Source organism: Pseudomonas syringae, assembly GCF_002157375.1.
In the GTDB taxonomy this organism is placed as follows: domain Bacteria; phylum Pseudomonadota; class Gammaproteobacteria; order Pseudomonadales; family Pseudomonadaceae; genus Aquipseudomonas; species Aquipseudomonas syringae_T.
Map to the genome: position 1 here is coordinate 179292 of NZ_MTSA01000005.1, position 15143 is coordinate 194434.

12 protein-coding genes and 2 pseudogenes are annotated in these 15143 nt (G+C 58.5%); all 14 read right to left on the reverse strand.

The window, feature by feature from the left end; genetic code table 11:
* Positions 1 to 4: 4 nt before the first annotated feature.
* The 14 genes and pseudogenes from BW686_RS07885 to BW686_RS07950 all read right to left on the reverse strand — a co-directional run bounded on the left by BW686_RS07885 (position 5) and on the right by BW686_RS07950 (position 15130).
* Positions 5 to 1066 (reverse strand): aldose 1-epimerase family protein, encoded by a 1062-nt coding sequence (locus BW686_RS07885; RefSeq protein WP_084915782.1) that lies wholly within the window; start codon positions 1064 to 1066, stop codon positions 5 to 7.
* Positions 1063 to 2394, reverse strand: a complete 1332-nt coding sequence (fucP, locus tag BW686_RS07890; protein WP_084915783.1) for an L-fucose:H+ symporter permease — start codon at positions 2392 to 2394, stop codon at positions 1063 to 1065. Before fucP ends, BW686_RS07885 begins: the two co-directional genes overlap by 4 nt.
* 55 nt (positions 2395 to 2449) lie before the next feature.
* Entirely contained in the window at positions 2450 to 3370 is a 921-nt protein-coding gene (rbsK, locus tag BW686_RS07895) for a ribokinase (protein ID WP_084915784.1), read from the reverse strand.
* Positions 3371 to 3463: 93 nt separating this feature from the next.
* Positions 3464 to 3916: a flavin reductase family protein gene (locus tag BW686_RS07900; protein ID WP_084915785.1), complete on the reverse strand. Its 453-nt coding sequence runs from the start codon at positions 3914 to 3916 to the stop codon at positions 3464 to 3466.
* Positions 3917 to 4023: 107 nt separating this feature from the next.
* Positions 4024 to 5058 (reverse strand): methionine synthase, encoded by a 1035-nt coding sequence (locus BW686_RS07905; protein WP_084915786.1) that lies wholly within the window; start codon positions 5056 to 5058, stop codon positions 4024 to 4026.
* Between the two features lie 26 nt (positions 5059 to 5084).
* Positions 5085 to 6068, reverse strand: coding sequence for a DUF1852 domain-containing protein (locus BW686_RS07910; protein WP_084915787.1), 984 nt, complete (start codon positions 6066 to 6068; stop codon positions 5085 to 5087).
* A 467-nt stretch (positions 6069 to 6535) separates the two neighbouring features.
* A pseudogene (locus BW686_RS07915) lies at positions 6536 to 6811 on the reverse strand (methylenetetrahydrofolate reductase C-terminal domain-containing protein); the annotation flags it as partial.
* Positions 6810 to 6979, reverse strand: a pseudogene (locus tag BW686_RS07920) (transposase); the annotation flags it as partial. The pseudogenes BW686_RS07915 and BW686_RS07920, both read right to left, overlap by 2 nt.
* A 106-nt stretch (positions 6980 to 7085) precedes the next feature.
* On the reverse strand, positions 7086 to 7871 hold the full coding sequence (locus BW686_RS07925; RefSeq protein WP_084915788.1) for a cyclase family protein: 786 nt from the start codon (positions 7869 to 7871) through the stop codon (positions 7086 to 7088).
* A complete protein-coding gene (locus BW686_RS07930) occupies positions 7864 to 8853 on the reverse strand; it encodes a fumarylacetoacetate hydrolase family protein (RefSeq protein ID WP_084915789.1) in 990 nt (329 codons plus the stop codon). The genes BW686_RS07925 and BW686_RS07930 overlap by 8 nt, the downstream gene beginning before the upstream one ends.
* Before the next feature lie 82 nt (positions 8854 to 8935).
* Positions 8936 to 10183: an MFS transporter gene (locus tag BW686_RS07935; protein ID WP_084915790.1), complete on the reverse strand. Its 1248-nt coding sequence runs from the start codon at positions 10181 to 10183 to the stop codon at positions 8936 to 8938.
* Positions 10180 to 12711, reverse strand: a complete 2532-nt coding sequence (locus tag BW686_RS07940) for an efflux RND transporter permease subunit (RefSeq protein WP_084915791.1) — start codon at positions 12709 to 12711, stop codon at positions 10180 to 10182. Before BW686_RS07940 ends, BW686_RS07935 begins: the two co-directional genes overlap by 4 nt.
* On the reverse strand, positions 12708 to 13772 hold the full coding sequence (locus BW686_RS07945; RefSeq protein WP_256898333.1) for a WD40/YVTN/BNR-like repeat-containing protein: 1065 nt from the start codon (positions 13770 to 13772) through the stop codon (positions 12708 to 12710). The genes BW686_RS07940 and BW686_RS07945 overlap by 4 nt, the downstream gene beginning before the upstream one ends.
* Positions 13772 to 15130, reverse strand: a complete 1359-nt coding sequence (locus tag BW686_RS07950; RefSeq protein WP_084915792.1) for a DUF1329 domain-containing protein — start codon at positions 15128 to 15130, stop codon at positions 13772 to 13774. Before BW686_RS07950 ends, BW686_RS07945 begins: the two co-directional genes overlap by 1 nt.
* Positions 15131 to 15143: the final 13 nt, after the last annotated feature.

Below are 15143 nucleotides of genomic sequence, written 5' to 3' on the forward strand. Positions count from 1 at the left end.
GTGCTCACGGGTTCAACCGGTGCAGCTCTTTAGCCGACAGGTATCCGGTGGTGACATTGAACACCGCAGTTTGCCCGCCCGCCAGTAACCGCACATTGCCTTTGGCTTTTTCCGCCTTGTAGCCTTCCGGTTCACAGGTGGCGGGCAACACAAATGCAGCCACTCGCTGATCGGCGTTGTGAAGAATCCAGCGAACAGCACGGGGAAATTGCTCAGGCGAGTAACGCGTATAAAACGCAGGCCCCGAGGGGTGCTCAAGCAGAAAGTGTGCATGGCCTGCTGCATCCACAGGTACTTCGTCAAAGAAGCACACGATCTCCGGATCATAGAACGCAGGGGCGTCCAGCCGGCTCAGACGAGACGGGTCTTCACTCAGTTGCGCCATGTAAGCCGACCATTCCGGCGTCGGCTTCACGTGGGCGGGCACGCTTTGTCGTACCCGCGCGCCGGCACGGCCAAGTGGCTCGACCAGACGCCCGTCAGGCACGTAGGCGTAGTTCATATGAGCCATGTACATCAGCTCCATCGGACTGCCCGCCAGGTTGGTGACCTGCATGCCAATGTCGAACACAGCGGAGCCTGCGCGCAACGTGACCGAGGGTGCCGCCCGGTAGTGATCACCGAACCCTTGCACGTATTCATATTCCCCGCAGAGCCTCAGGTACGGGCCCGCAGCGTCTTCACCGACTTCAAGCCACGCGAGGTCCATCGGGGCGCAGGGCATTTCGCCATGCAGCGGGTGGTCATCGTCCGGTCCAGGGCAGCCGTTGCGCAGCAGTCCTGCGTGAAACATGAAGCAACCGTAGGTGCCGATAATCGTTGGGCTGGGTCTTGGCCGGCTGAACATGTTGTGCATGGTCAGGTCGCAGCCATCGAAGATCGCCGACCAGATCATCTGCCCCTGGTATGGCAAGACCACCAGGCGCCCGCGCGCGTTTTCCAGTGCCAGCGCCCTGACCCCTCCGGGATAGGTCCAGGCCAGCACCCGGAAATCGGCAGACTCCGCCAGGGTTGTCTCATTTGTGGTGAATTGTTCGGGCGTCAGGGCGATGGAAATTTTTTTCATGACGCGACCACCGCATCATCAGCAGACTGCGGCGCGCGAGTGTGGCGCATGCACGAGTAGGCGTAGGCAACGATCACCACAAAACAGAGCAACGGTACGACGTACGCCAGTTGCATGTTGCCGTGGGTGGCGTCGGAGAGCAGGCCCTGGAAAACAGGCAGTACGCCCCCACCCACAATACTCATCACCAGCAGCGATCCGCCGACACCCGTGTCTTCGCCAAGCCCGTCGATGGTGAGTCCGTAAATGGTCGGCCAGCACGGTCCGAGAAAAATACTGACGCCTACCGCGGCATACACGGCGCTGATATTAGGCACAAGAATGGTGTAGACCAGCAAGATAATGGCCAGCACCCCGTAGATCATCAGCACTTTGGCCGGGTGTGATTTACGCATCAATAGGTTGGCGATCATTTTGCCGATGAAATAGGCAGCAAAGGTGGTCAACAGGAACCATGAAGCACTGCGCTCGTTCATTCCCCCCATCTGCATCGCCAGCCGGATAGTGAAACTCCACACGCCCACCTGAGCGCCGACATAAAGGAACTGCGCCAGTACGCCAAAGGTAAAGCGCGAGTTGCGCGACAGCCGCGAAAGGCTCTGCAGCAGGCTGCGCTTTTTTTCAGTGGTCTGGGTGTTGCCACGGCAGGCAGGAAACCGGGTGATCAGGATCAGGATGAACATCAGCACCAGCACGGCGATCATCCATTTGTAAGGTAACAGCGTCGATTGAATCATTTCCAACTGCTGCGCAGCGGCTTCCGATGCGCTCATTTGAGCAAGCTGCTCATGCGTCGCGTCGGTGTCCTTGAACATGACGAAACTGCCGACGTACACGCCTGCCATCGCACCAAACGGGTGAAACGTCTGCGAGATGTTCAGGCGGCGGGTGCCGGTTTCACGCGGGCCCATCAATGTCGAATAGGTGTTGCAGGCCGTTTCCAGCAAGGACAGCCCGCACGCTATGACGAACAGCGCCATCAGGAACATGCCGTACGTGGCCGTCGACGCGGCGGGAAAGAACAACGCGCAGCCCAGCATGTAGAACACCAGCCCGATCAGAATCGTGCTTTTGTAGCCGAAGCGCCGCACGGCCATCGCCGCTGGAATCGCCACGAAAAAATAGCCCAGATAAAACGCCGACTGCACGAACGCCGTTTGAAAATCGCTGAGCAGAAACGCTTTTTTGAAGTGTGCGATCAGCACGTCATTCATGCTTGCAGCGGCCGCCCACAGTGCGAAGATACTGCACAGCAGCAGGAACGCGAACCAGGGTGTACGGTTGAGGTAAAAACCATCAGGTGTCTGTTGGAGCGGGACTTTTGTCATTGTTATTCTCCGGGAGTAAAGGGATTAAATAGCGCCGCGCGGCATCCACCGTGGATCAGGCTTCACCAACGAAGTGCGCGAAAGAGGCCGCGTCAGGGTAAGAACTCTGCGTACCGAGTGCGGTGACCGAACAAGCGGAGTAGGCCACCGCCTGAGTGATTGCCGCACGCATATCACCTTCTTTGGTCCAGTAGTGGGCAAAGCAGCCAATGAACGCATCGCCGGCACCGCAGGTGTCTCGTGCAACGACAGCGCGCCCCGGCACATGGAACTCGCCCTGCTCGCCGACGTACAAGGCGCCCTTCTCACCCAGGGTAACGATGACGTGGCGGATGCCTTGCGCAGCCAGCTCAAGTGCAGCGATCAGCGCGGTTTCGGGGCCGTCGACAGGCTTGCCGGTAATCAGCGCAAGCTCGCTTTCGTTTGGAACGATGAAGTCCAGCTGTGCCAGATGATCACGGCTCAGCCCTGCCAGCGCAGGTGCAGGATTGAGCAACACCTCAATGCCATGACGTTTTGCAAATTCGATGGCGTAGTAGACCGTCGTCAAATCGACTTCCAGTTGAAGGACGATAAGGCTGCATTCAGTCAGTGCTGTCTCGGCGCAATCCACATCCGCAGGTTTCAAATGCGCGTTGGCGCCTTTGACGATGAGGATGCTGTTATGCGAATCACTCTTCACAAAAATCGGCGCCACGCCGCTGGGCACACCGGCCACACGTGTGACGTAGCGAGTATCAATGCCATGCTGCGTGAAATTGGCGATCGTGTTATCGGCGAACATATCGTCGCCCACCTTGGTCAGCATCAACACCGGTGTGCCGAGTTTGGCAGCGGCCACTGCCTGGTTGGCGCCCTTGCCTCCGCAGCCCATCGCAAAGCCTGGCGCCTCCAGGGTCTCGCCCTGGCAAGGCATTCGGTCGATGTAGGTAATCAAATCCACCATATTGCTGCCGATGACCGCGATCTTGTTCATGAATATCGTTACCTTGTGAACGCCGTGGAGGGCACCGCGACGTTATTATTTTTGTTATTTAAATAACATTCGGTGTGATTATTCAACCTTTTTTTATGGCGACGCGCGCAAACGTCCTCCACACAGCTGGCAGGCCAGGCGCAGTAAAAATGATTGCAGGGGTGGTGAGTCAGGGTGTACGGCGCAATCCAGCCAGTGCAGGCTGCCCGCAATGATCGGATTACCCAATGGCGATTCCTGCCAGTCGACACCGAGCCATTTGTCCGTCCCTCGCCGGGCAAACTGGTTGGAAATATCGACCTGCTCACCCGACAGGATGTTGACCGCGAATCGACCTGCCTGGCGAATCTTGGGATAACTCGCTGAACTGGCCATGACGCTGAAAGATACCAGTGGCGAGCTCATCGACACGCTGTAGAACGACTGACAGTTAAAACCAATAGGCTCACCATCAACGTGTGACAAGGTGACTGTGATACCCGATGCGTAGTGCCCTAGCGCCTCGCGAAAGCTCAAAGGCTCAGTGGCATTACCAAGAAGTGACATGACAGCCCCTAAATAAGGCGTGCGGCTGGCATCTTCGAGAAAGTGGTGCGTTGATCAAACAGACCTGTATGCTCACATAAGCTGTGTATGCCACCGCGCAGTGCGGATTAGCGTCCGCTCAAAAGCTCTCTACGGACGATCTCTGCGCCGGCACTCAGCGCATTCAGCTTGCCGCTCGCCACTCGACGAGGCAGGGGCGCCATACCGCAGTTGGTGCAGGGATAAAGTTTGTCGGCATCGACGAATTGCAGTGCATTTCGCAAGGTATTGGCCACCTCTTCGGGCGTTTCAATAGCATGGTTGGCCACGTCAATGGCGCCGACCATTACTTTCTTGCCTCGGATGAGTTCGATCAGATCCATGGGCACGTGGGAGTTGTGACATTCCAGCGAGACGATATCGATGCTGGATTTTTGTAGCTTGGGGAAGGCTTCTTCGTACTGCCGCCACTCTGAGCCCAGGGTCTTTTTCCAGTCAGTATTCGCCTTGATGCCGTAGCCATAGCAGATATGCACGGCAGTCTCGCATTTCAGCCCTTCGATTGCCCTTTCCAGCGTGGCAACGCCCCACTCGTTCACTTCATCGAAAAACACGTTGAAGGCCGGTTCATCGAACTGAATGATGTCGACGCCAGCAGCCTCAAGCTCCATGGCCTCCTGGTTGAGGATCTTGGCGAATTCCCAGGCCAGTTTTTCACGGCTCTTGTAATGAGCGTCGTAAAGGGTGTCGATCATCGTCATTGGCCCTGGCAGAGCCCACTTGATAGGCTGTCCGGTTTGCTGACGCAGGAATTTGGCGTCTTCAACAAAGACCGGCTTTTTCCGAGCAACGGCGCCCACCACTGTCGGCACGCTCGCGTCATAACGATCACGAATCCTGACAGTCTCGCGGTTTTCGAAGTCAACGCCGTCGAGATGTTCGATGAAGGTCGTCACGAAATGCTGACGAGTTTGCTCGCCGTCGCTGACGATATCGATTCCGGCCAGCTGTTGTTCATGCAGCGACAGGCGCAGGGCATCTTGCTTGCCTTCAGTCAATTCGTCGTCTTGTAATTTCCAGGGTGACCAGAGGGTCTCAGGTTGAGCTAGCCAGGACGGTTTAGGCAAGCTTCCAGCGGTCGAAGTGGGCAACAGTTTTTTCATGTGTGAAAACCTTGATTTCTAAATATTCAGAGAGCGCAGCTAAGCGACCACTGTTCAAGCACGACGTGATAGGGCTTGATGAATTGTTCTTCCGCAAACTTTCCTTGCTCGGCAGCCAGCCGACTACGTTCCTCTCGGTCATACACAATTCGAGTCAGCGAGTAGTCCTGATTCTGCAAGCTCGGCTGATAGGATTTTCCAGCCGCCGAGTTAGCGTTATAAATCTCAGGCCGATAAATTTTCTGGAAGGTGTCCATGGTGCTGATGGTGCCAATCAACTCAAGGTTGGTGTAGTCACCTAGCAAATCGCCCGAGAAATAAAAGGCCAACGGTGCAGCGCTGTTGGGCGGCATGAAGTAGCGAACCTGCAAACCCATCTTCTTGAAATACTCATCGGTCAGCGAGTAAGCGTCTTGCTCGTATTCGAAGCCCAGCACAAGATGCTGATTCTCCGTGCGATGGTAGGTTCGGGTGCTCGACACGCTCAGGCAGATCACAGGCGGCTTGTCAGAATGCTCTTTGTAGGCATTTGAGTTGACGAACGACTTAAACAGCTTGCCGTGCAATTCGCCAAAGTCTTCTGGCGTACTGAACCCGGACTGGTTCTTGTTGTGCTCCAGCAACCGCACACTGAAATCATAGTCCCGCACGTAGGACGAGAAGTTGTTGCCGACGATGCCGTTGATGCGCTCACCGGTCTTCTGATCAACAATCGTGGTCTTTAGCACCTCAATCAATGGAATCGCAGGGTCTCGACTGTGCGCATCGATATTCATTTCGGCGGAAATGATATCCAGCTTGACCGTGTAACGATCACCCGTAGGGTTGTCCCAATGCGCAAGGGCATTAAAGCGGTTATCAATCATCTTCAACGTATTGCGCAAATTCTCCTCACGGCACTCTCCCCTGGCCAGATTGGCAAAGTTAGTCGTCATTCGCGTACTGTCCGAGGGAGAGTAATTTTCATCAAAGCAGATGCTCTTGATAGAAAAGGTGAGTTCGTTGTTCATCGTGCCTGGCACCCTATTCATCGTGCCAGATCTGAATCTGCTGAGTGCTTTTCAGATGTGGCCATTGTCCCGTTTTCTCACGCCGCAGACTCTAGATCGCCGGTCGTAAAGAACTGGGCGCATTTTATGCGGGGAGCGTGTATGAATAAAAACGAATTGATTTCAATAAAAATATTAGGAACGCTCATGATCACGCAGCGAGCGGCGCCAAGGGGAATGGGAAATGGGGAATGGGGAATCTTAGTCTGGTGTTACAGCTGCGTTTGCCGAGTGGAATCGCTGAAATCCCTCTTTTCGATAAGCGTGAAAAATATCGCTGCGTACCCGTATGTTTTTTGGGCTCGCCCGTAAAGTATTTGTGCTCGGCAATGGTTACCGGGCCATACCTGCGTGCAACCTTGTAGCGGGTTTGCCTGACTGATTCGACGACCGGAGGTGCTATTGACTAATTTTGCGGAGTCAAGCCGTTACTTTCTTGGCTCAATGCCTGCCGCGACTTCGACGTCAATCGGATGTCCCTCTGGCCTGGCCGCGTCAGCATCAAACCATCGAGGCCAAGAGCTGCTATGGCGGCTGCCCTGTTCAACGCAAGGAATCAGTCGATCCGCGATAACCTGAATTTGGCGAACCGATTTTGCAGTAGAGTACTTCACGCTATGGATGCACTCCCGACCTTCGAACTCGCACCTGTTGAGGTGGGTGCCGCCGCAGGGGCCATTGGACAACCCTTTCGGGCATGTCTGGCGTGACGCTATTGCACTCCTGCTGAAGCTGGTTGCCCCAGCGGCGTAGCGCGGATTCGACAATACCGAGCGAGCGGCAGTCTTCGATATGGCTATAGCCCTGATCAAGCACGAGGCCTGCGGCCTCGCGTTTGAATTCTGCGCAAAGGTACGGCTTTGCTTGGTCATCAGACATCTCTATCTGACGAGCATTCTCGCCTACAGCCACGTCAGCATTGGCAGCTACAACCGAGAGTAGCGTGCGGATCCAGACTTGATCGTAATCACGACAACTTTACCTGTACATGATCGCCACGGCGCGAACGAAACCTGCCGAGGCATGCTTGATCTTATACGGAAAGCAGGACACCTCGAATCCGTGGTCCGGCAGGCTCTCCAGGTTAGCCAGCTTTTCCATCTGGCCATAACCGATGTCACGACCGGCCTTGTGTCCCTCCCAAATGATCGAGGCATCACCGCTGACAAGAAAGCGCTCGCGGGTTGACTTGAAGGGAGCATCCCAACTCCAGGCATCAGTGCCGACCACTCGCACGCCACGTTCGAGCAGGTATAGCGTGGCCTCGCGGCCCATCCCAATGCCGGCATCCAGGTAACCCGGTTGGCCGAAGATTGCCCCGGCACGGGTATTGACCAGCACGATGTCCAGCGGCTGAAGGTTGTGGCCAATGCGGGCAAGTTCCGTTTCGACTTCAAGCGCGCTGACCACATGGCCATCCGGCAGATGACGAAAGTCCAACTTGACCCCCGGTTGCAGGCACCACTCCAGTGGCAGTTCGTCAATGCCGTAGGCCGGTTTTCCGCCATCGGTCGTCGAGGCGTAGTGCCAGGGTGCGTCCATATGCGTACCGCTATGGGTGGTGATCTGCAGGCGCTCCGCAGCCCAGGCTTCATGGCCTGGCAAATCCTCCAGGCGCAGGCCAGGGAACATCGCCAGCAGTTCAGGGGCGCCGCTCTGGTGATCGACATAATCGATCTTGGGTAACAGCGGTGGCGGGTCAGTATGAGGGTTGTTGTCCAGAGTGACCGACAAGTCGATCAAGCAGCGTTTAGGTTTATGCATGGCGAACCTTCTGGGCAACGATACGTTGGTCAATGGCGCCGAACAGGGTGTCGCCCTCTTCGTTCAAGGCCTCGATGCGCACGCGGTCACCAAAGCGCATAAAAGGGGTACGCGCCTGGCCGCAGTCGATCATTTCAAGCGCGCGACGCTCGGAAATGCAGGCTGAACCTGCCTCAGGGTCGCGATTGGATACGGTGCCGGAACCAATGATGGTCCCAGCCCGCAGACGCCGGGTTCTGGCCGCATGGGCGATCAGATCAGCAAAACTGAAGTTCATCTCGGCGCCACTGGGCTGGCCAAACCACTCTTCGTTAAGGCTTATCCACAACGACAGGCAAACACGACCGTCTCGCCAGGCACTGCCCAGCTCATCCGGGGTCAACGCCACGGGCGAAAAGCTTGAAGATGGTTTGGCCTGGAGAAAGCCGAAGCCGGACTTGATCTCCCTCTGGATAAAGCCCCGCAGGCTGACGTCGTTGACCAGCATGACCAACCGCACGTACTGCAGCGCTTCATCGACCGGGCAGCCCATGGGCACCTCGTCGACAATTACCGCGAACTCGCCTTCGAAATCGATACCGTCGTCCTCGCTGGGCAACACCACATCGGCGCAAGGGCCAAGGAAGTCATCCGAGGCGCCCTGATACATCACAGGAATATGCTCTTGCGCCTGCTCGGGCAGATTGAAGGCACGCTGGATCAGGTGACCATGATTGAGAAAGGCCGAGCCGTCACACCACTGCGGTGCGCGTGGCAGCGGCGCTGCGGCCTGCGAGGGAATGAACGGGAAGCTGTCACACGCTTCGCCGAGGTTCAAGCTCTCGCTCAAACGCTGTAGTCCGGGAGAGACGGTGTTCCAGTTTTCCAGGACCTGCAGCAGGTTGCGGGCATGTGAAGACGCATATACAGCGTGTCGTAAATCCCGGGAAACCAGCACCAGCCGGCCGTCCCGGCTACCGTCATCGAGGGTAGCAAGCTTCATGATCAAGTCCTCTTGAACAAAAATCAGGGCAAACAGCTCCCCGGGACCCGTCAGGGGCCGGAGGGGAACAGTTGTCAAAGGATCAGTGCAGCGGCGCGTCGCCAGAGTTCTGTATCGGGTCACGCAGGCGCAAACCCGCCAGGCGCGGTGCAGCAAGGCAAAAGACAGCCGTGAACAGCAGTCCGAAGCCAATCAATTCGACCGCCTCGGCTCGGTTACCAACCAGGCTGATCGCCGCCATGACCAACAGCGGGCTCGCGAACTGTCCACCGAAAAAGCTGGCGTTAAAGCCGCCCGTGCCCCGGCCACGATTCTGGAAGCTGAGACTCGACAACGCCCAGTTCACCACCGTCGGCAGCATCAGCCCGCAGCCCAGACCGTTGACCACCATCGCGATCAACACGGTGCGGTAGTCGTGAGCGCCGGCCAGCAGCACCAGGCCGAGACCTGAAATGAGGAACGCCACCGCCAGCAGAATTCCGGGCCCGGTACGGTTGAGCCAACGGAAGCTCAGCGCGCCGACGAGGACTGCGGCGTGGCTCAGGCCAATAGCCAGGCCGGTGCTTTTCGGCGAATCGATGCCAATACCTGCGAGCAAATAACCCGTTTGCACCGGTATCACGAAAAAGCCCAGGGTAGCGATGCTCGTCAACAGGTAGATCACCAGCAGCGTACGCCAGGGAAAGGCACTCGACGGGGTGATCGGTGCTACAGCCGCCATCACGTCAACCGTTTTCCGTAGCGGTTCCCAGAGGAACACATGCATCAACGGCACGAACAACAGGCCCACCATGTAAATCACAAAAGGCGTACGCCAACCGTTTTCCCCCAGAATGCCGCCGACCATGAAGAAAGTCGCTGCCGACAGCGCAGTGGCAATGGTTTGCCAAGACAACAGCCGGGCACGCTCACTGCCACTGTAATAGTCGCCGATCAGCGTGGTGCAACAGGTCATGATCGCGGCCTCGGCCAGGCCCAGCCCCGCCCTGCTCAACAGGATCAGCACGAGGTCGTCGAGCAGCAGCGGCAATGCCCCGCAGCAGCCGTACAGCCCCATGGCCAGGACGAGCAAACGCTTGCGCCCGAGCCGGTCGGCGAACCAACCGGCAAACGGCGAGAACAAAGCAATCATCAGTGCCGGCAAGGTCAGAACGATGGGCACCAACAGCGCGACATTGGCACTGCCGGCGAAATGCGCGGCGATGCGTGGCAGTACCGGGGCGATCAAGACCCCTCCTAGAATCGGCAGGCAACTGCCCAGTAACAGCAGCAACCCTGCCCATGAGCGCCGTTGGGTGCCGCAGGCGTTCTCAAATATCGGTGGGTTCATTGGGGTTGCCTCACTTCTGTTGTGGTTGGAATACACGTAGCGCGCTCGTCATCGCCAGTGCGCTGACCCTTGGCAGGGCTCGCGGGATTGCCGGGCCCAGGGGTATCGTCATCGCGCTGGACGGCATTCCAGGCCCAGCGCCACGTACGTGCATGGGGCAACAGGAAGTGCGCCAGAGCGGGTAGCAATACCAGTGCGCCGATCATGTTCCAGAGGAACATGAAGGCCAGCAGGACGCCCATGTCGGCCTGGAACTTGATCGGTGAAAACGCCCAGGTCGACACGCCTACCGCCAGGGTCACGCCCGTCAGCATCACCACTTTGCCGGTGAACAGCAGCGCGTGATAGTAAGCCTGTGACAGGCTCTCCCCGGCTTTCAGACGTGCCAGCAAGATGCTCATGACGTAGAGCGCATAATCGACGCCGATCCCCACACCCAGCGCAATTACCGGCAATGTGGCGACTTTCACGCCGATCCCCAGCCAGACCATCAGCGCCTCGCAGAGTATGGAGGTCAGCACCAGCGGCAGCACCACGCAGACCACCGCCAACATCGAGCGAAAGGTCACGAGGCACAGCAGAATCACCGCGCCATACACCCAGAACAGCATGTCACGGTTGGCCTGCTTGACGACGATGTTGGTTGCGGCCTCAATGCCCGCGTTGCCAGCAGCCAGAAGAAAACGCGCTTGCGCCGTATCATTGGCGGCGGCGAACGATTCCACTTCGTTGACCAGACGACTGAGGGTCACAGCCTTGTGGTCGCTCAGGTAGGCATAAAGAGTGATGGTATTGCAGCCCTGGTTGAACAGCTCGCGGGGCGCACGACTGGTGATGGAGTTGAGCAGCGTTTGGCTCTGTGTCAGGTCGTACCATTTGAGGTTGCCCTCACTCATCCCCACCAACAGCGTTCGGTTGAGGCTGGCCAGCGAGGCCGTCGATTCCACCCCAGGCAACTGGCGTAACCGCCATTCCAGTGCATCCAGGCGCATCAAGGCGTCGTAGTTTGAGCAGCCGCCATCGGGGGTGCGCACGATCACCGCAAACACGTCGCTGCTGGCGCCGTAGTGCTGAGCGATGAAAGCGTTGTCGCGGTTATAGCGCGAGTCGGCGCGCAGTTCGGGCGCCCCAGGGTCCAGGTCACCGACCTGCAACTGCAGGCTGACGAGGAAACCGCCCACGCCCAGCAGCAGGCTGACGATAAGGGTGACCGCGGCCCAGCGGCGTTGGGTGAAGAGGTCAAGCCAGGCCCAGAGCCGGTGCTTGCGCCCCTGCTCGGCTTCTTCCTCGCTACGCAAACTGCGTGTCGCCGCCTCGGCGCCGACACCGACATAGCTGAGCAGGATCGGCAGCAGGATCAGATTGGTGAAGATAAGCACAGCCACGCCGATACTGGCGATCAGCGCCAAGTCCTGGATTACTCGGATCTGGATCATCATCAGTACGGCAAAACCCACCGCATCGCAGAGCAAGGCCGTCAGGCCGGCCACAAACAGGCGACGGAAGGTGAAGCGCGCCGCCACAAGGCGGTGCATGCCCCGACCGATGTCCTGCATGATGCCGTTCATCTTCTGCGCGCCATGACTCATGCCAATGGCCAATACCAGAAACGGCACCAGAATCGAATACGGGTCCAGCTCGAAACCTAACAACGCTACCAAGCCCAGTTGCCACACCACCGCGATTAGCGAACAGGCCATCACCAGCAGGGTGCTGCGGATGCAGCGTGTGAACCAATAGAGCATGGCCGTGGCAATCAGCATGGCAGCGGCGAAAAACAACAGGATCTGGCGCAAGCCATCTATCAGGTCGCCGACCACCTTGGCAAAGCCGGTGATGTGGATGCTCAGCCCCTCGGCCTGAAACTCGCTGCGCAGTGCTTCGAGCTGCGCTGAAATCGCGGTGTAATCGAGTGGTTTACCGGTCTGCGGGTCTTTTTCCAGCAGTGGCACGAAGATGATGCTGGAGCGGCCGTCCAGCGCGATGGTCTGACCTATTTCACCGGAGCGTGAAACGTTGCGCCGAACCTCGGCCAGGCTTGCAGCGGAGCCATCGTAGTTATCGGGGACCACGCGCCCGCCTTCCACGCCCTCCTCGGTCACCGCCATCCAACGCATATTCGGTGTCCACAGCGACTTCATGAACGGCCGATCCACGCCCGGCAGCAGGAAAACCTTATCGCTGAGCTTGGCCAACAGCTCAAGGTAGCGGGCCTCGTAGATCGACTCGCCGGGCGCCTGCACGGAAATGCGCAGGGCATTGCCAATGCCCGTCAGCTCGGCCTGATTTTCCAGATAATTGGCGATGTAAGGATGACTGGTGGGGATCATCTTCTCGAAACTGGCGTTAAGCGCAAGGCGCGTGGATTGCGCCCCCAAAAACAGGCTTAGCAGCAGGCACAGCAGCACTATCCAGACATGGTGATTGAACAGGCTGCGTTCTATCAGTGACCCGGAATTCGGGTCGAACTCGCGCAGGCTTCGCTCAGGGTTCGTCGCATTGGCGGCAAACGTTGTCTCACTGATCATTGCAACACTCCTAGACGTTTCACGCCGCGTGGCCCAGCCACCACCAGGGCGCCGTCAGCGGCTTGCACCACGGCCGCAACGGGAAAGCCTTCGGCCTGCGACAACACGCGCAGGCGCGCGGCCGCGTCATCGACCTGCAGCAGCCGGCCGTTTTGTTCGGCAAGCACAGTGCGCCCATCGCTCAAGGTCACGATGCCCACCAGCGCACTCTGCGCATCCGTGTCCAGACGTTGCCATCCGGGCGCTTGGCCGGTGGAGCGCCAGGCGTTGCCACGCAAGCCCGCCAGTAACGGTGCGCCGCCTGCGTCCAGTTGCAGGGCAAAAAAGCTGCCTTCGTAAGGGCTTTGCAGACGCTTGAAATGCTCACCGGCATCCGTGGACTCAAGCAGAACGCCCTGCTCGCCGGCCACATAGATATGTGACCCGCGCCGAGCAATGGCATACAGGTGGTAGCCGTCCGCGTTATCAGCGCGGTCCACCCAGGAGACCCAAGTCTGGCCACCGTCGGCGGTGTGCAGCAGCAGCCCGAATGCACCCGCGACGATGCCGTTCTGTGCGTCGCTGAACTGCACGGCCAAAAGGGGTTTGTCAGGTCCTTCCTGAACGAAGCGTTCGGCTACCCGTTGCTGCACAAGCAGCGCGGGGTCTGCGGTGGTGTCCTTCGGCACTGCCGCGAGCACACGCTGGGCGGCTGCCCGGCCATCGAGCTGCAACTGCCAGCTCTCTCCGCCATCACTTGTATGCAGGATGCTGCCGGCATGCCCCACAGCCCATCCTTCGTGAGGCGTGGCAAAATCCACTGCGGTGAGCGTCACACTCACCGGTACCGGCACCTGGCGCCAGGCCTTCCCTCCATCGTCAGAAACGATGATCAAGCCCTGCGCCCCGACAGCCACCAGCCGGGGCCCGGCGCGGCCCAAGCCGATCAGCACGGCATGTTCGGGTTCGTCCACTTTGATGGCTGGGCGCAACAGGACATCCCCCACCGGCGCCTCGACCGCCAGTAGCGAACCACTACAGAGCAAGAGCCCCAGCGCCAGAACATGAGCGGCGCGCAGCATCAGCGAACACCCTCCGACGCCATTGCATCCGGGCTGAAATCGCTGTCGGGGAAAGGCTTGACGATTTCGTTGTGGACGCGCTTCTCGGTGACCACGTTATTTGCCATCCAGGCCCCGGTCAGTAAGTCGTACTGGGCGAACATCCCGCGGACCAGACCCGGCAACTCCGGCATCGCATAAGGCAGTTGCAGGTAGGTGCGCCATAATTGACCGTTGGCATCCCAGCTGTCGCCGAGCATGGCCATCCAGGTGTCTTCGTCTACATATAAGCGGCGCTTGGGCATACTGTGGCGTTTGCCGGCGACGAGGTTGCCTTCGATCACCCACACGCGGTGCTTTTCCCAGCGCATGTAATCCGGGTTGAGGAAGCGTTCCTTGAGGATCTCCTCGTCCTTCTTCGGCTGCAGAATTTTGTTGCTGTTGTAGGGGATCAGCATTTCCTGTTTGCCGACGATCTTCCAGTCGTAGCGATCCAGAGGCCCGGTGAATACCGAAACCTCGTCGAAATTGGCCACCCCCGAACTGGTGGGTGTCGGGGTGTCGTAAGACGAGACCGGCAGCTTGCGCACCCGCCGCTGCCCGGTCAGGTAGACCCAGGACTGTGCGCCGCCTTTGGCGTAATCCATCGGCTCACGCCCGAGCAGTGCTTCGCCGACACGCAACGGCGGGCCAAGGTTGACCAGCTTGGTCATCCAATAGATGCCTTTGTAGTCGCTCTTGGCGTCCTTGAAATAATACGGCATCTCGCGCTGCGACTGAATCACGCTGGACAGGATGCGCTGGCCATTGGCTGTAATGATGTAGACGTTGAAGTCGTTCTTCCACGCCTCGCCGCGCCAGCTCAACTGGTGGTTCCACACCACCTCGGCGCCGGTGGCAGGAATCGGAAACGGAATGCCGCCGCTGGCACCTTCAAGCGTGTTATTTTCGTTGATCAGGCGGGCATTGGTGGCGTTTTTCAGTGTGTTGTCATAAACCCACTGTGGGGCGGCGGCGGTGCGACGAGTCGGATACACGTCCATACGGTAGTCGGGGTACTTGGCAAACATCGCCTTCTGCCCTTCGCTCAACGTGTCTCGATAGTCGCCAAGGTTCTGTGCAGTCACCGAATACAGCTTGGTATCAGCGGCAAAGTAATCGGGAATACGGGGACCGGGGTTGACACCGGCGGGGACCTGGGTCAGCCCTCCATTCCAGGCCGGAATGCTACCGTCGGCATTGCCCGCGCGTTCACCACCCAAGGGCGTAAGGGTGGACGTGAGCTGCGCGGCCTTGTCGGCAGTTACAGCCCAAGTGGGCAGCGACAGCCCGACAAGCACGCCGGTCAAAAGCAATTGACTGAGCGGTTTTGATGTCATGACAGATTCCTCA